The organism is Citrobacter sp. MGH110 (assembly GCF_001037515.1).
GTDB lineage: Bacteria > Pseudomonadota > Gammaproteobacteria > Enterobacterales > Enterobacteriaceae > Citrobacter > Citrobacter portucalensis.
The window spans coordinates 593,383-611,556 of record NZ_KQ089830.1; the positions used below are offsets into that span (position 1 = coordinate 593,383).

General features: G+C 51.5%; 17 protein-coding genes, 1 pseudogene and 1 other annotated feature. Of the genes and pseudogenes, 7 read left to right on the forward strand and 11 right to left on the reverse strand.

Features of this window, described 5'->3' with window-relative positions:
* Positions 1 to 70: 70 nt before the first annotated feature.
* A complete protein-coding gene (gene gndA / locus SK38_RS02715; protein ID WP_048224404.1) occupies positions 71 to 1,477 on the forward strand; it encodes an NADP-dependent phosphogluconate dehydrogenase in 1,407 nt (468 codons plus the stop codon).
* A 198-nt stretch (positions 1,478 to 1,675) separates the two neighbouring features.
* Entirely contained in the window at positions 1,676 to 2,842 is a 1,167-nt protein-coding gene (ugd, locus tag SK38_RS02720; protein ID WP_048235072.1) for a UDP-glucose 6-dehydrogenase, read from the forward strand.
* 58 nt (positions 2,843 to 2,900) lie between these two features.
* Here the strand turns inward: ugd and SK38_RS02725 are convergent, their stop codons facing one another.
* Entirely contained in the window at positions 2,901 to 3,905 is a 1,005-nt protein-coding gene (locus tag SK38_RS02725) for an NAD-dependent epimerase (protein WP_048235074.1), read from the reverse strand.
* Positions 3,906 to 4,304: 399 nt separating this feature from the next.
* Between SK38_RS02725 and wzzB the strand changes: the two genes are divergently transcribed.
* Positions 4,305 to 5,288, forward strand: coding sequence for an LPS O-antigen chain length determinant protein WzzB (gene wzzB / locus SK38_RS02730; RefSeq protein ID WP_048235076.1), 984 nt, complete (start codon positions 4,305 to 4,307; stop codon positions 5,286 to 5,288).
* A 55-nt stretch (positions 5,289 to 5,343) separates the two neighbouring features.
* Here wzzB and hisIE read toward each other — a convergent pair whose 3' ends face one another.
* The 9 genes from hisIE to hisL form a co-directional block, all read right to left on the reverse strand.
* Positions 5,344 to 5,955 (reverse strand): bifunctional phosphoribosyl-AMP cyclohydrolase/phosphoribosyl-ATP diphosphatase HisIE, encoded by a 612-nt coding sequence (gene hisIE, locus SK38_RS02735; RefSeq protein WP_048235078.1) that lies wholly within the window; start codon positions 5,953 to 5,955, stop codon positions 5,344 to 5,346.
* Entirely contained in the window at positions 5,949 to 6,725 is a 777-nt protein-coding gene (gene hisF / locus SK38_RS02740) for an imidazole glycerol phosphate synthase subunit HisF (RefSeq protein WP_000880132.1), read from the reverse strand. Before hisF ends, hisIE begins: the two co-directional genes overlap by 7 nt.
* On the reverse strand, positions 6,707 to 7,444 hold the full coding sequence (gene hisA, locus SK38_RS02745) for a 1-(5-phosphoribosyl)-5-[(5-phosphoribosylamino)methylideneamino]imidazole-4-carboxamide isomerase (protein ID WP_048235079.1): 738 nt from the start codon (positions 7,442 to 7,444) through the stop codon (positions 6,707 to 6,709). Before hisA ends, hisF begins: the two co-directional genes overlap by 19 nt.
* On the reverse strand, positions 7,444 to 8,034 hold the full coding sequence (hisH, locus tag SK38_RS02750; RefSeq protein ID WP_048215981.1) for an imidazole glycerol phosphate synthase subunit HisH: 591 nt from the start codon (positions 8,032 to 8,034) through the stop codon (positions 7,444 to 7,446). The genes hisA and hisH overlap by 1 nt, the downstream gene beginning before the upstream one ends.
* Positions 8,034 to 9,101: a bifunctional histidinol-phosphatase/imidazoleglycerol-phosphate dehydratase HisB gene (gene hisB, locus SK38_RS02755; protein ID WP_000080054.1), complete on the reverse strand. Its 1,068-nt coding sequence runs from the start codon at positions 9,099 to 9,101 to the stop codon at positions 8,034 to 8,036. The genes hisH and hisB overlap by 1 nt, the downstream gene beginning before the upstream one ends.
* Positions 9,098 to 10,177 carry a histidinol-phosphate transaminase gene (gene hisC, locus SK38_RS02760; protein ID WP_048235080.1) on the reverse strand — a complete coding sequence of 360 codons (1,080 nt, stop codon included), beginning with the start codon at positions 10,175 to 10,177 and terminating at the stop codon, positions 9,098 to 9,100. Before hisC ends, hisB begins: the two co-directional genes overlap by 4 nt.
* A complete protein-coding gene (gene hisD / locus SK38_RS02765) occupies positions 10,174 to 11,478 on the reverse strand; it encodes a histidinol dehydrogenase (protein WP_048235082.1) in 1,305 nt (434 codons plus the stop codon). The genes hisC and hisD overlap by 4 nt, the downstream gene beginning before the upstream one ends.
* A gap of 127 nt (positions 11,479 to 11,605) precedes the next feature.
* Positions 11,606 to 12,505: an ATP phosphoribosyltransferase gene (gene hisG / locus SK38_RS02770; protein WP_003834191.1), complete on the reverse strand. Its 900-nt coding sequence runs from the start codon at positions 12,503 to 12,505 to the stop codon at positions 11,606 to 11,608.
* 45 nt (positions 12,506 to 12,550) lie between these two features.
* Positions 12,551 to 12,673: a sequence feature (His leader region), on the reverse strand.
* Entirely contained in the window at positions 12,649 to 12,696 is a 48-nt protein-coding gene (gene hisL, locus SK38_RS24865; protein WP_100250077.1) for a his operon leader peptide, read from the reverse strand. Its footprint overlaps the feature before it by 25 nt.
* A 174-nt stretch (positions 12,697 to 12,870) precedes the next feature.
* On the opposite strand from hisL, the gene SK38_RS02775 reads away from it, so the two are divergent.
* The 4 genes and pseudogenes from SK38_RS02775 (at position 12,871) to plaP (ending at position 16,297) form a co-directional block, all read left to right on the forward strand.
* Positions 12,871 to 13,695 carry an SDR family oxidoreductase gene (locus SK38_RS02775; RefSeq protein ID WP_008785162.1) on the forward strand — a complete coding sequence of 275 codons (825 nt, stop codon included), beginning with the start codon at positions 12,871 to 12,873 and terminating at the stop codon, positions 13,693 to 13,695.
* A 41-nt stretch (positions 13,696 to 13,736) separates the two neighbouring features.
* Positions 13,737 to 14,721: pseudogene (locus SK38_RS02780) on the forward strand (LysR family transcriptional regulator).
* Between the two features lie 162 nt (positions 14,722 to 14,883).
* A complete protein-coding gene (gene yoeI / locus SK38_RS25370; protein ID WP_099045591.1) occupies positions 14,884 to 14,946 on the forward strand; it encodes a membrane protein YoeI in 63 nt (20 codons plus the stop codon).
* Positions 14,936 to 16,297, forward strand: coding sequence for a putrescine/proton symporter PlaP (gene plaP, locus SK38_RS02785; RefSeq protein ID WP_003834188.1), 1,362 nt, complete (start codon positions 14,936 to 14,938; stop codon positions 16,295 to 16,297). Before yoeI ends, plaP begins: the two co-directional genes overlap by 11 nt.
* A 59-nt stretch (positions 16,298 to 16,356) precedes the next feature.
* Here plaP and sbcB read toward each other — a convergent pair whose 3' ends face one another.
* Complete coding sequence (sbcB, locus tag SK38_RS02790; RefSeq protein WP_048215987.1) at positions 16,357 to 17,781, reverse strand: exodeoxyribonuclease I; 1,425 nt, start codon at positions 17,779 to 17,781, stop codon at positions 16,357 to 16,359.
* Positions 17,782 to 18,174 lie beyond the last annotated feature (393 nt).

The following is an 18,174-nucleotide window of genomic DNA, read 5'->3' on the forward strand; positions in this document are numbered from 1 at the left end:
AGTTAACATCTATACCACATTTTAAGCCGCGCACATGCTGCGCGGTGACCACACCTGACAGGAGTATGTAATGTCCAAGCAACAGATCGGCGTCGTCGGTATGGCAGTGATGGGGCGCAACCTGGCGCTCAACATCGAAAGCCGTGGTTATACCGTCTCCATCTTCAACCGCTCCCGCGAGAAAACTGAAGAAGTTGTTGCCGAGAACCCGGGTAAGAAACTGGTTCCTTATTACACGGTGAAAGAATTCGTCGAGTCTCTTGAAACCCCACGTCGTATCCTGTTAATGGTGAAAGCGGGCGCTGGCACCGATGCTGCCATCGATTCCCTGAAGCCGTATCTGGATAAAGGCGACATCATCATTGATGGTGGTAACACCTTCTTCCAGGACACTATCCGTCGTAACCGTGAACTGTCCGCTGAAGGTTTTAACTTCATCGGTACTGGCGTATCCGGCGGTGAAGAGGGGGCTCTGAAAGGCCCTTCCATCATGCCTGGTGGTCAGAAAGAAGCCTATGAACTGGTTGCGCCGATCCTGACCAAAATCGCAGCCGTTGCGGAAGATGGCGAGCCGTGCGTGACCTATATTGGCGCTGACGGCGCAGGCCATTACGTGAAGATGGTTCACAACGGCATCGAATACGGCGACATGCAGCTGATTGCTGAAGCCTATTCTCTGCTGAAAGGCGGTCTGAACCTGTCTAACGAAGAACTGGCAACTACCTTCACCGAGTGGAATGAAGGCGAGCTGAGCAGTTACCTGATCGACATCACTAAAGACATCTTCACTAAAAAAGATGAAGACGGTAAATACCTTGTTGATGTGATCCTGGACGAAGCGGCGAACAAAGGTACCGGTAAATGGACCAGCCAGAGTTCTCTGGATCTGGGCGAACCGCTGTCGTTGATCACCGAGTCTGTATTCGCGCGCTACATCTCTTCTCTGAAAGACCAGCGCGTTGCGGCATCTAAAGTGCTGTCTGGCCCGCAGGCTAAACTGGCTGGTGATAAAGCAGAGTTTGTTGAGAAAGTTCGTCGCGCGCTGTACCTGGGTAAAATCGTCTCTTACGCGCAGGGCTTCTCTCAACTCCGCGCCGCGTCTGACGAATATAACTGGGATCTGAACTACGGTGAAATCGCGAAGATCTTCCGCGCAGGCTGCATCATTCGTGCGCAGTTTCTGCAGAAAATTACTGACGCGTATGCTGAAAACAAAGGCATCGCGAACCTGCTGCTGGCCCCGTACTTCAAAAATATCGCTGACGAATATCAGCAAGCGCTGCGTGATGTAGTGGCTTATGCTGTGCAGAATGGTATCCCGGTACCGACCTTCTCTGCAGCGGTAGCCTATTACGATAGCTACCGTTCTGCGGTACTGCCGGCTAACCTGATCCAGGCCCAGCGCGACTACTTCGGTGCGCACACGTATAAACGCACTGATAAAGAAGGTGTGTTCCACACCGAATGGCTGGATTAATCTGATTTAGTCTAACTGTAAATGCAGGCCCGGAGCGCTCCTCCGGGCTTTTTTATTGCCAAAAAATGGGATTCAGTCAGGTCTGATATCCGGTGTTGTAGCAAAGCACGATATACTGGTGCAATGCAGAGCCGATGCGCGACGTTGTTGGCAGCGTGTTCACCCTCAAATGTTTAACCGGAAGAAGTTACACAGCGAATGAAGATAACTATCTCAGGAACAGGTTATGTTGGTTTGTCGAACGGTATTCTGATTGCCCAGCACCATGAAGTGGTCGCTCTGGATATCGTTCCGACGAAGGTCGAGATGCTGAATCAGAAAAAATCGCCGATCGTTGATAGAGAGATCGAAGAATATCTAGCGACAAAACAGCTGAATTTCCGTGCAACGACCGATAAGTATGATGCATACCGCGACGCGGACTACGTTATCATCGCGACACCGACTGATTACGATCCGAAAACAAACTACTTTAACACCTCGAGCGTCGAGTCAGTGATCCGCGATGTAGTCGAAATCAACCCAAATGCGGTGATGGTAATTAAATCAACGATTCCGGTTGGCTTTACGAACTCCATTAAAGAACAGTTGGATATCGACAATATTTTCTTTTCGCCAGAATTCCTGCGTGAAGGTCGTGCACTGTACGACAACCTGCATCCGTCCCGTATCGTTATTGGTGAACGTTCCGAACGTGCCGAGCGTTTTGCCGCGCTGCTGCAGGAAGGAGCGGTTAAAAAAGACATTCCGACGTTGTTTACTGACTCGACTGAAGCCGAAGCCATCAAGTTATTTGCTAACACCTATCTGGCGTTACGTGTGGCTTACTTTAACGAGCTGGATAGCTATGCAGAAAGTCTTGGCTTGAACTCACGGCAGATTATTGAAGGTGTGTGCCTGGATCCGCGTATCGGCAATCACTACAACAACCCGTCATTCGGCTATGGTGGCTACTGTCTGCCGAAAGATACTAAGCAATTACTGGCGAACTACGCGTCTGTGCCGAATAACATTATTGGCGCGATCGTTGATGCGAACCGTACGCGTAAGGACTTCATCGCAGATTCTATTCTTGCGCGTAAGCCTAAGGTAGTTGGCGTGTACCGTTTGATCATGAAAAGTGGTTCCGATAATTTCCGGGCATCATCGATTCAGGGCATCATGAAGCGCATTAAGGCAAAGGGCGTGCCCGTTATTATCTATGAACCGGTCATGGAAGAGGATGAATTTTTCCATTCCCGAGTTGTGCGTGATCTTAATGCGTTCAAAAATGAAGCAGATATTATTATTTCTAACCGCATGACGTCAGAATTAGCTGATGTTGCCGATAAAGTGTATACCCGCGATTTGTTTGGTAGTGATTAATCTCGTCTCCATAAAAAGGCCTTATATAAGGCCTTTTTTATTTTAATCAGGCCAGTAATCAAACTTTGTAGAAATCACGATACCAGTCAACAAAGTTCTTCACCCCATCTTTTACCGTGGTTTCAGGTTTAAAACCAATTACCTCATACAGTGCTTTAGTGTCCGCGCTGGTTTCCAGCACATCACCTGGCTGTAGCGGTAGCATATTTTTCTTCGCTTCAATACTCAGTGCATCTTCCAGAGCCTGGATATAGTCCATTAGCTCAACCGGTGAACTATTGCCGATATTGTAAACGCGATAGGGCGCAATGCTGGCTGCTGGCGTGCCTGTTTCAACGGTCCATTGTGTGTCTGCGTGTGGAATGACATCCTGCAGGCGAATGATTGCTTCTGCGATATCATCAATATAGGTAAAGTCACGCTTCATTTTGCCATAGTTATAGACGTCAATACTTTTCCCTTCCAGCATCGCTTTGGTGAACTTAAACAGCGCCATATCAGGACGACCCCAAGGACCGTACACGGTGAAGAAACGCAACCCGGTTGTGGGCAATCCGTACAAATGGGAATAAGTATGGGCCATCAGTTCGTTGGCTTTTTTGGTTGCCGCATACAGAGATACGGGGTGATCAACGGAATCATCCGTTGAGAAAGGCATTTTGCGATTCAGGCCGTAAACTGAACTGGATGAGGCATAGAGTAAATGCTGAATTTTATGATGGCGACACCCTTCCAGTATGTTCAGAAATCCTGTGAGATTTGAGTCTGCGTAGGCATGCGGGTTTTCGAGTGAATATCGTACGCCAGCCTGTGCCGCGAGATGGATCACACGCTCAAAATGCCCGGATGCGAAAAGTTCAGTCATGCCTTCGCGGTCGGCTAAATCAATTTTATGAAACTGGAAACCAGGCTGTGCCAGTAATTCCAGACGAGCTTGTTTAAGGCTGACGTCGTAGTAATCGTTCAGGTTATCAATACCGACTACTTGATGGCCAGCCTCAAGGAGGCGTTTGCTAACGTGGAAGCCGATGAAACCAGCGGCACCCGTAACCAGGTATTTCATGTTTATTCCTCTTTTTGGCTAAATAATAGCCAGGCACCAACAGGTGCTACTAAAAAGTGGAATGATACCGTTAGATGGTAAAAAAGCTAATTGTTATATTATTTACGCCTACCATTTTTACTGGTCAGACGGTAAGTATTCACGATATGAATTCAATAAAATGAATTGTAAAGTATAACGATTAGCGGGCATGAAACCTGTTTGTTGATGGTTTTTTGCGCATGAAGATGTTCTTTGAGTATTGACACTTTTTTTTAATCGTATCGTTTTTCAGTAGTGATTGAAATACCAATCAAAATCCCTGAAACAATTTGATTTTTTTATCATTAATCCTATGGCATTACCTCGATTTATAGCTAAACTGATTCCAGTTTAAGTCTTTCCTTATCTAGGGTTTCTATGTCTGTAAGTGATAACAACATGTCCGGGCGCAGTCACGATCCGGAACAGATTGATCTGATTGATTTATTGGTACAGTTGTGGCGTGGGAAAGTAACAATCGTTATCGCGATTGTTATTGCCATAGTGCTTGCTGTGGGCTATTTGGCAGTTGCTAAGGAGAAATGGACCTCAACAGCCATTATTACTCAACCGGATGTTGGTCAGATAGCCACATATAACAACGCCCTCAATGTGTTGTATGGTGTCAGCGCCCCCAAGGCTACTGAACTGCAGACAAACGTGGTTGGTCGTTTCAGTACTTCTCTCTCTGCATTGGCTGAAACGCTTGATAATCAGGAAGAACCACAGAAACTGTCAATTGAACAATCTGTTAAAGGTCAACCGCTGCCGTTGGCGGTTTCTTATGTGGGTAGCTCACCAGAAGACGCTCAGCGTCAGCTCGCCGAATACATTCAACAAACAGATGAAAAGGTTGCTAAAGAGCTGAAGCTTGACCTGATTGATAATATCAAGTTGCAAACCACCACGTTGCAAGACTCTCTGAAAACTCAGGAAGTGGTTGCTCAGGAGCAAAAAGATCTGCGAATTAAGCAAATCCAGGAAGCGCTACGTTATGCAGAACAAGCAGGTGTGACGAAACCGCAAATTCAGCAGACGCAGGATGTGACGCAGGACAGTATGTTCCTGTTGGGTAGTGATGCCCTGAAGTCCATGATTGAGCACGAATCTACACGCCCTTTGATATTGTCTGATAACTACTTTCAGACCAAACAAAAGCTGTTGGATATCGAAAATCTTAAGCTTGAAGGGACTGAGTTGCACGCCTATCGCTATGTGATGAAACCAACGTTACCGATTCGTCGTGACAGCCCGAAAAAAGCGATTACCCTCGTGCTGGCGGTTTTGCTCGGTGGGATGATTGGTGCAGGCGTGGTGCTGGGGCGAAATGCTCTGCGTGGTTACAAAGCCAAAGCTGAGTAAGTCTAAAGCTGACAACAAAAAACCGGGCAGTGCCCGGTTTTTTCATATCTGCAACTTACTGATGACGCTTACGTAAATTCTCAATCACCGTCGTCAGGTCGAGGTCCTGGTCCTGCAGCAGCACCAGCAGGTGATACATCAGATCAGAAGCTTCATTTGTCAGCTCAAAACGGTCGTTAACGGTCGCAGCCAGCGCGGTTTCTACGCCTTCTTCACCTACTTTCTGCGCGATACGTTTGGTGCCGCTGGCATACAGTTTCGCGGTGTAGGAGCTGGCCGGGTCAGCGGTTTTACGTTCGGCCAGCAGTTGCTCAAGCTGATACAGGAACAGCCACTGGTGGCTTGCGTCACCAAAGCAGCTTGAGGTACCTTTATGGCAGGTTTGGCCAATCGGGTTAACCAGCACCAGCAGGGTGTCGTTGTCGCAGTCAGGCGCAATGCGCACCACATTCAGGAAGTGACCGGAGGTCTCTCCTTTGGTCCACAGGCGCTGTTTGGTCCGTGAGAAAAAGGTCACTTTGCCGCTTTCGAGCGTTTTATCCAGCGCCTCCGGGTTCATATACCCCAGCATCAATACTTCACCGGAAACCGCATGCTGCACGATGACTGGCATCAGTCCGTCGGTTTTTTCCCAGTCCAGCTCGCGGCATTGTTGCTTCGTTAACATATCCTGATCTCCACGCCCTGTGTTGCCAGGTACGCTTTTAATTCGCCAATATTGATAATTTGTTTGTGGAAGACGGAGGCGGCAAGCGCGCCGTCAACGTCGGCATCCCGGAAAGCTTCGAGGAAGTGTTCCATGGTGCCCGCACCGCCGGAGGCAATCAGCGGTACGTGGCAAACATCACGCACTTTTTTCAGTTGTTCAAGGTCATAACCGTTACGTACGCCGTCCTGGTTCATCATGTTCAGGACGATTTCGCCCGCGCCGCGTTTTTGGACTTCCTGCACCCAGTCCAGTGTTTCCCACTGCGTGACGCGGGTACGGCTTTCATCTCCGGTATACTGATTTACATGATATTTGCCGGTGTCGGCGTCATACCAGGTATCAATGCCCACCACGATGCACTGCACGCCGAAGCGGTCCGCCAGACGGGTGATAAGCTCCGGTTCGGCCAGCGCCGGGGAGTTGATGGAGATTTTGTCCGCCCCGAAGGAGAGAATGCGCGCCGCATCGTCGATGGATTTAATGCCGCCAGCTACGCAGAACGGAATATCGATCACTTCCGCCACGCGTGATACCCAACTTTTATCCACTACGCGGCCATCGCTGGAAGCGGTGATATCATAGAACACCAGTTCATCTGCGCCTTCATCGGCATAGCGTTTTGCCAGCGGGACGATGTCACCAATAATCTCGTGATTACGGAACTGGACGCCTTTTACCACCTGCCCGTCACGGACGTCCAGACAAGGAATTATGCGTTTTGCCAGCATTGAATGGCCTCCTCAACGGTGAACTTTCCTTCCAGCAGGGCGCGTCCGACGATCACGCCACGAACACCAGTCCCGCGCAGGGCCGCTACGTCCTCGATTCCGCCAATGCCGCCAGATGACTGAAATGCCACCTGCGGGTATTTGGCGCACACTTCTTCATACAGCGCGACGTTTGAGCCTGCCAGCGTACCGTCGCGGGAGATATCGGTACACAGCACGTGCTTCAGGCCAACGGGTAAATAGGTCTCAACCAGTTCTTCCAGTGAAACCCCTGAATCTTCCTGCCAGCCACTGACCGCAACCTGTTTATTCCCGTGCTCGTCAATACGAACGTCCAGCGCCAGTACCAGCGCATCGGCACCAAAATGGGCAAACCAGCTCTTGACTATCTCGGGAGATTTTACCGCCGTCGAACCCACCACCACGCGCGCCACACCTGCGTCAAGAAGCGCCGCCACGTCTGCTTCCGTACGCACGCCGCCGCCAACCTGTACCGGAACATTGACGCCAGCGACCAGCGTTTTGATCAGCGGGATCTGGCGCTGCGCCGGGTCTTTTGCGCCGGTTAAATCTACCAGGTGCAGCACTTCAGCACCCTGGGCTGCATAATCCTGCAAACGGGGGAGAGGATCGTTGCCGTAATCACGTTGCTTAGCGTAATCGCCCTGATGAAGACGCACCACCGTGCCGTCGATTAAATCTAATGCCGGAATAATCATTACATCTCCAGAAAGTTTTTCAGCAACTGTGCCCCAGCCGCGCCCGAACGTTCCGGGTGAAACTGTACGCCAAAGAAATTGTCTTTTTGTACTGCCGCGGTAAACGGTTCGCCGTAATTGCACTGGGCGATGGTCCACGGGTTTACCGGCATAGCGTAGCTGTGTACAAAGTAGAAATAGGCGCCATCTCCAATGCCCTGGAACAGACGGTTCCCCGCCTGCGGATAGACGCGATTCCAGCCCATATGCGGCAGCGGCAGACCGAAATCGGTCATCTTCGGGACGTCTTGCTCAATAATGCCCAGCAGGGAGACACCGTTACTCTCTTCGCTGCGACGGCCCAGCAGTTGCATACCTAAACAGATCCCCAGTACCGGTTGAGTACAGGCTTTAATCAGTTCAATCAGTTCGCGCTCGTGCAACTGGTCCATAGCCGCCTGCGCGGTGCCGACGCCCGGCAGAAACAGTTTATCGGCGCGCAGCACTACGTCCGGGTCACGGCTGACAACAGGATCGTATCCGTGGCGTGCGACGGCGGATTTTACCGAGTGCAGGTTGGCGCAACCGGTGTCCAGAATCACCACGTTCATTACAGCACTCCTTTTGAGGAGGGCAGCGTGTCACCTTCTACACGAATCGCCTGACGCAGCGTACGGCCAAAGGCTTTAAACAGGCTCTCCACACGGTGGTGGTCATTTTTGCCTTTGGTTTTCAGGTGCAGGGTGACGCCCATAGTGTAAGAGAGTGAACGGAAGAAGTGTTCGATCATCTCCGTGCTCAGATCGCCAACGCGCTGGTAGGTAAACTCCGCGCGGTACTCCAGGTGTGGGCGGCCGGAGATATCCAGCGCGCAACGTGCCAGACACTCATCCATCGGCAGCACAAAACCAAAACGGTTGATGCCGCGTTTATCGCCTAACGCCAGCTTTAAGGCTTCGCCCAGCGCCAGACCGGTATCTTCAACGGTGTGGTGATCGTCTATATACAGATCGCCCTTGACGGCAATCTCCATGCGAAAACCGCCGTGGGTGGCGATTTGATCCAGCATGTGGTCAAAGAAGCCAACGCCAGTATTGATTTTGCTGCGGCCTTCGCGGTCCAGCCAGACTTTGACGTCAATCTGCGTTTCTTTGGTATTGCGCTCAACGTGTGCGTAGCGGTCACGTTTGGTCAACTGCTCGCCGATCATAGCCCAGTTCAGGGTATCGCGATGGTAACGCAATCCGCTAATGCCCATGTTTTCAGCGAGCTGAATATCGGTCGCCCGATCACCAATGACGTAGCTGTTCGCCATATCCATGGCCTGTTCAACCAGATACTGTTCAACCAGCTTCACTTTTGGCTTACGGCAATCACACTCGTCCGCTGGCAAGTGCGGGCAGATCAATACCTCATCAAACGTTACGCCCTGAGAGGTGAAAATTTGCATCATCAGGTTATGCGGACCGTCAAAATCAGCCTGCGGGAAACTCTGGGTTCCGAGTCCATCCTGGTTAGTGATCATAACCAGCTTAAAACCTGCTTTTTGCAGTTTCAGTAAAACGGGAACAACTTCCGGCTCGAAGGCAAGTTTGTCAAAGCGATCGACCTGAAAGTCACTTGGCGGTTCGGAAATCAGGGTTCCATCACGGTCAATAAAAAGATACTTCTGGCTCATACTTGCTCCGCACGTAAGGCGTCAATGACGCGCTGGCTCTCTTCACGGGTTCCGACAGTAATTCGCAGGCAGCCGCTTAACGAAGGTTGTTTATTCTGATCTCGTAAGATAATGCCCTGATCCCACAAAGATTTAAATACGCTACTTGATGCGGTGAAGCGCGCCAGAACATAGTTAGTTTCAGAATCGAATACCTGCTCTACACAGCGAATTGTTTTCAGGTTATCTACCAGATACTGACGCTCTTCCAGGATCTGCTCTACGCGTTTACGCATGGCGGAAATCCCTTGCGGCGTCAGCGCCTGGGCGGCGATATCTGCCACCGGCGTAGAGAGTGGGTAAGGGGCAATCACTTTTAACAGCAGATTGATAACCTCTTCATTCGCCAGCGTAAACCCGCAGCGTAAACCGGCGAGCGCAAACGCTTTGGACAACGTGCGTAATATCACCAGATGCGGATACTCAGACAGCCAGCCTGCCAGCGTGGCCTGTGGGCAAAACTCGATATACGCTTCATCGGCAACCACGATAGCTTTACCCTGCGTCATGTCGAGCAGCGAACGCAGATCCTGTGGCTTGATCAGTTGGCCGGTTGGGTTGTTCGGGCTGCATACGTAAACAACTTTCACGCCATCAAGCTTGTCCGCGATGCCTTGCAAATCAAGTTGCCAGCTATCAAGGGTTGGAACGGTGCGGCACTCAACACCAATCGTTTCGGCGCTGACGCTGTACATGCCGTAAGTTGGCGGGCAGTACAGAATCGCATCTTTACCGGGTTCGCAAAACGCGCGCACGAGCAGTTCGATCCCTTCATCTGCGCCGCGGCTGACCAGCACCTGCTCCGGCTTGACGCCAGCATACTGCGCGTAATTCTCAATCACAGCTTTCGGCTGGCATTCAGGGTAGCGGTTCAGCGTTTGCTGACTGAGCTGGAACTCAACGGCGGTTGGGTACTCATTCGCGTTGAGCCAGACATCGCCGTTACCGCCGAGACGACGGGCAGACTGATAGGGCGTTAATTCGCGAACATTCTTACGGGCTAAATCAGTGACGCTGAGAAAGTTGTCAGTGCTCATGCTTGCTCCTTCAGGGCGTTAACGCGCAGGGTGACGGCATTTTTGTGGGCAGTCAGTCGTTCAGCAGCGGCCAGTGTTTCAATGGTTGAGGCCAGGGCAGAGAAACCTTGTGGGGTTAATTCCTGTACGGTCATCCGTTTCTGGAAATCAGCCAGCCCAAGGCTTGAGCAGGTCGCGGTATAGCCGTAGGTCGGAAGAACGTGGTTGGTGCCAGAAGCATAGTCGCCTGCGGATTCCGGCGACCAGTCCCCGAGGAACACCGAACCGGCGCTGGTGATCTCATCAACCAGTTCACGCGCGTTGCGGGTCTGAATAATCAGGTGTTCCGGACCGTAGGCGTTAGATATTTCAACGCACTGCGCCAGATCTTTCGCCACGATTAAGCGGCTGGCGGAGAGCGCCTGACGTGCGGTCTCAGCGCGGGAAAGCTCAGCGAGCTGGCGTTCAACGGCTTTGGCAACGCCTTCGGCAAGCGTAGCGTCTGGCGTCAGGAGAATAACCTGCGAGTCGGGGCCGTGTTCTGCCTGAGAAAGCAGGTCAGAGGCAACAAAGTCCGGCGTCGCACCGCTGTCGGCGATAACCAGCACTTCGGACGGGCCAGCAGGCATGTCGATGGCCGCGCCGTCAAGACGCTGGCTGACCTGGCGTTTGGCTTCGGTCACATATGCATTGCCTGGCCCGAAGATTTTATCGACCTTAGGAATAGATTCGGTGCCCAGCGCCAGCGCGGCAATAGCCTGCGCGCCGCCCACATTAAACACCTCTTTTACGCCGCACAGCTGCGCGGCGTAGAGGATTTCATCGGCAATCGGCGGCGGTGAGCACAGCACCACTTTTTTGCAGCCGGCGATGCGCGCCGGGGTCGCCAGCATTAATACGGTGGAAAACAGCGGCGCCGAACCTCCAGGAATATACAGGCCCACGGAAGCGATAGGGCGGGTAACCTGCTGGCAACGCACGCCTGGCTGGGTCTCGATATCCACCGGTGGCAGGATCTGCGCGGTGTGGAAAGTATCAATATTACGCACCGCCGCCTGCATGGCTTGTTTCAGTTCGTCGCTCAGGCGACTGCTGGCTTGCTGGATTTCTTCCTCGGTCACGCGCAGCGCGCCAACCTCGGTTTTATCGAACTTTGCGCTGTATTCACGCAGCGCCCGGTCGCCGTTATTTTTGACGTTCTCAAGGATCTCAGCCACTGTGCGGCTGATGCTTTCAGAGGCGGAAATTGCCGGGCGCATCAACAGTTCGCGCTGCTGCTCAGGGCTATAGCTATTCCAGTCAATCAGGGTATTGAAGCTCATGGTCGTTACTCCATCATCGGGTGTTGCCGGATGGCGGCGCTGCCTTATCCGGCCAACAAGACCCGTAATATCAATGATTGTGACAATTCTTGTAGGCCTGATAAGCGAAGCGCCATCAGGCATCAGATCACTCCATCATCTTCTCAATCGGCAACACCAGAATTGAGCTGGCACCGAGCGCTTTCAGTTTTTCCATTGTTTCCCAGAACAGGGTTTCGCTGCTGACCATGTGCATGGCAACACGCTGCTGGTCGCCCGCCAGAGGCAGAATGGTAGGGCGCTCAGCGCCGGGCAGCAGGGCGATGACCTCGTCCAGACGCTCGCTCGGCGCGTGCATCATGATGTATTTGGATTCACGGGCCTGAATAACCCCCTGGATACGGGTTAGCAGTTTGTCGATCAGTTGTTGCTTGGCTTCGGCCATTTCGCCGTCGCGCTGAATCAGACAGGCTTTAGAGCGGTAGATCACTTCTACTTCGCGCAGACCGTTGGCTTCAAGCGTTGCGCCGGTGGACACCAGATCGCAAATCGCATCAGCCAGACCCGCACGGGGAGCAACTTCTACAGAACCGTTTAACAGACAAGATTTAAACGAAACTCCTTTCTGATCGAGATAACGTTTGAGCAGGTGTGGGTAAGAGGTCGCGATACGTTTACCGTTCAGCGCTGCCGGGCCATCCCAGGCTTCATCAACCGGGGTAGCCAGCGAGAGACGGCAGCCGCCGAAGTCCAGACGGCGCAGGGTAAAATAGCGAGGGTCTTCACCCTGTGCCCGGCGGTTGAGCAGTTCCTCTTCCAGAACGTTTTCCCCGATGATGCCGAGGTCAACGACACCGTCCATCACCAGACCCGGGATATCGTCATCACGCACACGCAGAATATCGATCGGCATGTTCTCCGCCATCGCAATCAGGCGCTGGGTGTGAAGATTAATTTTAATGCCGCAACGGGCCAGTAATTCGCGTGAATCATCGCTTAAGCGGCCTGATTTCTGCATAGCTATGCGTAAACGGGTGTTGTCTAACATTCTTTATTCCTCGTTATCCTGTCTGAATCAGTTTGGGTCACGCACAAAAAAAAGCCCCCGGAAGAAATCTTCCGGGGGCTTTCTCATACGCTCATGCACCGCTGGAAGATTTAAACGTCTCCCAGCACACATCGCCTGAAAGACTAGTCAGGATGATGGTGATGATGGTGTTTGAATTGAGCGCGTGTCATAAATTTTCTCGATGAATGTTTATTCATTTGATGTCTTTTAACCTAAACCACTTTAGCTACGGAAAGCAAGGGCTTTTTTTGATCATTAATTCATTTCATATTGATACTATGAATTGTCAGCCACCGTGGGCTGGCGTAGCCTTGCGTTATAGGCCAAAAGTCAGGAGAGAAGGCATGAAAAAGGTCGCAATTGTCGGGTTAGGTTGGTTAGGCATGCCGTTAGCCATGTCGCTGGCGGCGAGAGGCTGGCAGGTTACCGGCAGCAAAACCACATTGGATGGGGTGGAAGCGGCCCGCATGAGCGGTATCGAGAGTTATTCGCTGCGCCTGGAACCTGAACTGGTCTGTGAGGCTGACGATCTCGATGCACTGATGGACGCCGATGCGCTGGTTATTACGCTGCCTGCGCGTCGTAGCGGTCCTGGGGAAGCATTTTACTTGCAGGCAATGCAGGAGCTGGTCGACAGCGCGCTGGCGTATCGGATCCCACGAATTATTTTTACCAGTTCGACGTCAGTCTATGGTGACGTTCAAGGCACAGTGAAAGAGGGGACGCCGCGTAATCCGGTCACGGCGAGCGGTCGTGTCCTGAAAGAACTTGAAGACTGGTTGCACAATTTGCCAGGCACGTCGGTGGATATTTTGCGTCTGGCCGGGTTGGTCGGTCCGGGAAGACATCCTGGTCGCTTCTTTGCCGGCAAGACGGCACCAGACGGACATCATGGCGTCAATCTGGTGCATCTGGACGATGTGGTTTCTGCCATCACGTTACTGCTGCAAGCGCCTAAAGGGGGACACATCTATAATATATGTGCGCCTATGCATCCGGCGCGTAACGTGTTCTATCCGCAGATGGCCCGCCAGTTGGGGATGGAGCCGCCGGAATTTCGCGGCGGTACGGATAACGGTAAAGGTAAAGTCATTGATGGCAACCGTATTTGTAATGAGCTTGGGTTTGAGTACCAGTATCCTGACCCGCTGGTGATGCCGATGGAGTGACAATCCAGCAGAGTGCCGCTGTATACCGCCAGGGGGCGAGTATGAAACCACTGCTGGACGTTCTTATCATCCTCGATGCATTAGAAAAAGAGGGCAGTTTCGCGGCGGCGTCGGCAAAATTGTTTAAGACGCCGTCTGCGCTTAGCTACACCGTCCATAAGCTGGAAAGCGATCTTAATATTCAGCTACTCGATCGCAGCGGACACCGGGCTAAGTTCACCCGCACCGGGCAGATGCTGCTGGAAAAGGGGCGGGAGGTGCTGCACACCGTCCGCGAACTTGAAAAGCAGGCGATTAAACTTCACGAAGGCTGGGAGAATGAACTGGTTATTGGCGTAGATGATACGTTTCCCTTTTCACTGCTGGCCCCACTCATCGAATCTTTCTATCAACACCACAGCGTGACGCGCCTGAAGTTTATCAATGGCGTGCTGGGCGGCTCCTGGGATGCCCTCACTCAGGGCCGGGCGGATATTATCGTTGGCGCAATGCATGAACCCCCAGCAGCGAGCGAATTTGGCTTTGCACGGCTCGGGGTTTTGGAACAGGTGTTTGTGGTTGCGCCGCATCACCCGCTGGCGCAGGAACAGGAACCGTTAAATCGTCGTACCATTCGCCGTTTTCGCGCCATTGTGGTGGGGGACAATGCGCAGCATGCCAACGTCTCAGGCTCCCAGGTGCTTGACGATCAAGAAGCCATTACCGTTTTTGACTTCAAAACCAAGCTGGAACTGCAAATCAGCGGTCTGGGATGTGGCTATATTCCGCGCTACCTGGCGCAGCGATTTCTGGAGAGCGGCGCACTGATTGAGAAAAAAGTGGTCGCGCAAATTGTCTTTGAACCCGTGTGGATAGGCTGGAATGAACAGACCGCCGGGTTGGCCAGTGCCTGGTGGCGGGATGAAATTTTAGCAAATAGTGCTATTGCGGGGGTGTATGTTAAAACGGCTGCTGACAAATCAATCAGTTAAGAAAAAATATTCTTTTGTGGCCGCTTCAATCTCTTGTTATTTCTCCCCAATTTAGGGCAAAATACGCCGCTTGCAAAAAATGACATTAACCGACGTTTTAATACGCGTCGGTTATTTTTTTGCATCAAACCAATCATTCATAAAAGAGGCCGGGCTTCGTACCGGATAGATACTTACTTAAAAATCGACAGTTGTTGTCGCTGAGGATTAACAAAAAATGGGGCAATTTTTTGCTTACGCGACGGTTTTCGCCGTAATGGGGGATAACCATGTCGCATAACGCTACTCCAAACACCTCTCGCGTGGAATTACGTAAAACGCTTACGCTGGTTCCGGTTGTCATGATGGGCCTTGCCTATATGCAGCCGATGACGCTGTTCGATACATTCGGTATCGTATCAGGAATGACCGATGGTCACGTCCCGACAGCTTACGCCTTTGCACTGATCGCCATCCTCTTTACCGCACTGAGCTACGGTAAACTGGTGCGTCGCTATCCGTCTGCAGGCTCTGCCTACACTTATGCCCAGAAATCCATTAGCCCGACCGTTGGCTTTATGGTGGGTTGGTCATCACTGCTGGACTACCTGTTCGCTCCGATGATCAACATTCTGTTGGCAAAAATTTATTTTGAAGCCCTGGTGCCGTCGATACCGTCATGGATATTCGTGGTGGCGCTGGTGGCCTTTATGACCGCCTTCAACCTGCGCAGCCTTAAATCCGTTGCGAATTTCAACACCGTAATCGTGTTGTTGCAGGTGGTGCTGATTGCAGTGATCCTCGGCATGGTCGTTTATGGCGTGTTCGAAGGGGAAGGTGCCGGTACGCTGGCGAGCAGCCGTCCGTTCTGGTCAGGTGATGCACACGTGATCCCGATGATCACGGGCGCGACCATCCTGTGCTTCTCGTTCACCGGTTTTGACGGTATCAGCAACCTGTCAGAAGAAACCAAAGACGCTGAGCGCGTGATCCCGCGTGCGATTTTCCTGACCGCGCTGATTGGTGGCCTGATCTTTATCGTCTCCACCTATCTGTTGCAGCTGTACTTCCCGGATATCTCGCGCTTCAAGGATCCAGACGCTTCGCAGCCGGAAATCATGCTGTACGTCGCCGGTAAGTTCTTCCAGGTTGGCGCGCTGATTTTCTCTACCATTACCGTACTGGCATCCGGTATGGCGGCGCATGCTGGCGTAGCGCGTCTGATGTACGTGATGGGGCGTGACGGCGTGTTCCCGAAAAGTTTCTTCGGTTATGTACACCCGAAATGGCGTACTCCGTCTATGAACATCATTCTGGTTGGTGCGATTGCTCTGCTGGCAATCAACTTCGACCTGGTGATGGCGACGGCGCTGATTAACTTTGGTGCGCTGGTGGCGTTTACCTTCGTTAACCTGTCGGTGATCTCCCAGTTCTGGATCCGTGAGAAGCGTAACAAGACGCTGAAAGACCACTTCCAGTATCTGTTCCTGCCGATGTGCGGCGCGCTGACCGTTGGTGCGTTGTGGGTGAATCTGGAAGAGAGCTCAATGGTTCTGGGTCTGATCTGGGCCGGTATCGGTCTGATTTACCTGGCTTGTGTGACCAAAAGCTTCCGCAATCCGGTGCCGCAGTACGACGAAGATGTCGCGTAATAACGGCATTTAACTAAAAAAAAACGGAGACATGTTCTCCGTTTTTTTATACGTGGGATTTATACAATCTCTTCGGCATACTGCCAGAGTGATTTCAGCAGCATCAACTTTTCTTTGTTATCCGCATATTGCTGGCTCAATAGCTGCAGTTCATTGGCGTAATTTTGCAAAAACTCCGGTGTGAATACCTGGCGACGATGGTCCAGCCAGCGCTGCTGTTCAGCTTCGTCCAGCGTTCCGGGGAAGTTACGTGCACGGTAATTAAACAACAGTTTTTCAATGCGCTTATCGACAAAGGAGATATCCAGCGCCGGTAAATTGCGCGGTTCGGTTTCCAGAACGATTTTCATCGCCGCACGGTCAGCATCGCTGAAAAAGCCGTTATAAAGTTGGGCATCTACGTTATCTGATGGTGTAAAGGGTTCCGCATCGGCAAAGATCGCGACCACTTTGTCGCGTATCTGCGGATTTTCACGCAGAACTTTGAGATTATCCAGACAGTGCTGGCGGTTAATGCCAAGACGGTCAGCATCTTCCGGACGCAGGGTATTCGCCTGTGCCAGTACCGGGCATTTGTTGATGTGCACCAGTTTAACCGGTACGGCCGGGTTATCACCCAGATCCGCTTTAGACGTGTAGAGCCGCTCGCGCAGGGCGTCACTGTCGAGTTCGAGCAGCGGCGAAATATCACCGGCTAAGTCGACCATAATAACCGCGTTACGATTCTCCGGATGCCACGCCAACGGCGCTACCCAACTGGTGTTGCCGCGCCATGCGCCGAACATACCAGAGACATGGACCAGCGGCTTCATTTGCGGGACATCAATCAGGGCGGCCAGCTTGTGCTTATTACGATGGCTGTAGAGATAATCAAAAAGACGCGGCTGGCGCGACTTCACTAATTGCGCCATTGCGATTGTGGCGTATACGTCCGCCATCGCATCGTGAGCATTGGTATGCTCAATACCGTTGGCTTTGGTCAAATGCTCCAGGCGGAAGCTGGGTAAGCCGTCGTCGTTTTCCGGCCAGTTAATGCCTTCAGGGCGCAGGGCATAGCAGGCGCGCATCACATCCAGCAGATCCCAGCGCGAATTATCGTTCTGCCAGCTCCAGGCATAGGGATCGTAGAAATTGCGATACAGGATGTTGCGCGTCACCTCATCATCGAAGCGCACGTTGTTATAGCCCAGGATACAGGTTTTCGGCACGGTGAACAGGGCGTGGATGCGTGCAGCAAAAGCGGCTTCATTTTCTCCCTTTTCACGTGCTTCCTGCGGTGTGATACCCGTAATCAACACCGCCTCAGGCTGCGGCAGATAATCGTCCGCGGGTTTGCAATAAAAGACTTCTGGTTCACCGATGATGTTGAAATCATTATCTGTGCGGATAGCCGCAAATTGCGCGGGTCTGTCCAGCGCTGGATGGGTACCAAAGGTCTCGTAATCGTGGAAGAGAAAACCAGGTTGCTGCTTGCCGTCATTCATTGTTCAGTTATGTCCGGGATCAATTTAGCGCTGGTTCAAGAATACCAAAAAATAGCGAGATAATCAGCTATGGCATTATCGAAGCTGGATTGTGTACGCAATAAAATTGAGATAAACAGGACATTAATGGAATTAATTAATAAATTCCGTACTGTTAAAATAAATTACGGAAATAAAATATCTTGAGGTTGCGGGTTTGTAAATAATCTAACTGATAACCATTATTGTTATTTCCCTTTTATTTACTGTGTTCTGGAAACTTTAAAAATCTTTTATAAACAATGGTTTTTTATTTATGTCAATTCGCTGTCATGCATTGTAATGAAATGTGATTGATGTAAAAAATAAATAATCTAAACGCCATATAATTATTGGATATATCTAATAACAGGA

Coding starts and splice junctions, on each gene's coding strand:
- gndA (WP_048224404.1), top strand. CDS start 71: ATGTCCAAGCAACAGATCGGCGTCGTCGGTATGGCAGTGATGGGGCGC.
- ugd (WP_048235072.1), top strand. CDS start 1,676: ATGAAGATAACTATCTCAGGAACAGGTTATGTTGGTTTGTCGAACGGT.
- SK38_RS02725 (WP_048235074.1), bottom strand. CDS start 3,905: ATGAAATACCTGGTTACGGGTGCCGCTGGTTTCATCGGCTTCCACGTT.
- wzzB (WP_048235076.1), top strand. CDS start 4,305: ATGTCTGTAAGTGATAACAACATGTCCGGGCGCAGTCACGATCCGGAA.
- hisIE (WP_048235078.1), bottom strand. CDS start 5,955: ATGTTAACGAAGCAACAATGCCGCGAGCTGGACTGGGAAAAAACCGAC.
- hisF (WP_000880132.1), bottom strand. CDS start 6,725: ATGCTGGCAAAACGCATAATTCCTTGTCTGGACGTCCGTGACGGGCAG.
- hisA (WP_048235079.1), bottom strand. CDS start 7,444: ATGATTATTCCGGCATTAGATTTAATCGACGGCACGGTGGTGCGTCTT.
- hisH (WP_048215981.1), bottom strand. CDS start 8,034: ATGAACGTGGTGATTCTGGACACCGGTTGCGCCAACCTGCACTCGGTA.
- hisB (WP_000080054.1), bottom strand. CDS start 9,101: ATGAGCCAGAAGTATCTTTTTATTGACCGTGATGGAACCCTGATTTCC.
- hisC (WP_048235080.1), bottom strand. CDS start 10,177: ATGAGCACTGACAACTTTCTCAGCGTCACTGATTTAGCCCGTAAGAAT.
- hisD (WP_048235082.1), bottom strand. CDS start 11,478: ATGAGCTTCAATACCCTGATTGACTGGAATAGCTATAGCCCTGAGCAG.
- hisG (WP_003834191.1), bottom strand. CDS start 12,505: ATGTTAGACAACACCCGTTTACGCATAGCTATGCAGAAATCAGGCCGC.
- SK38_RS02775 (WP_008785162.1), top strand. CDS start 12,871: ATGAAAAAGGTCGCAATTGTCGGGTTAGGTTGGTTAGGCATGCCGTTA.
- plaP (WP_003834188.1), top strand. CDS start 14,936: ATGTCGCATAACGCTACTCCAAACACCTCTCGCGTGGAATTACGTAAA.
- sbcB (WP_048215987.1), bottom strand. CDS start 17,781: ATGAATGACGGCAAGCAGCAACCTGGTTTTCTCTTCCACGATTACGAG.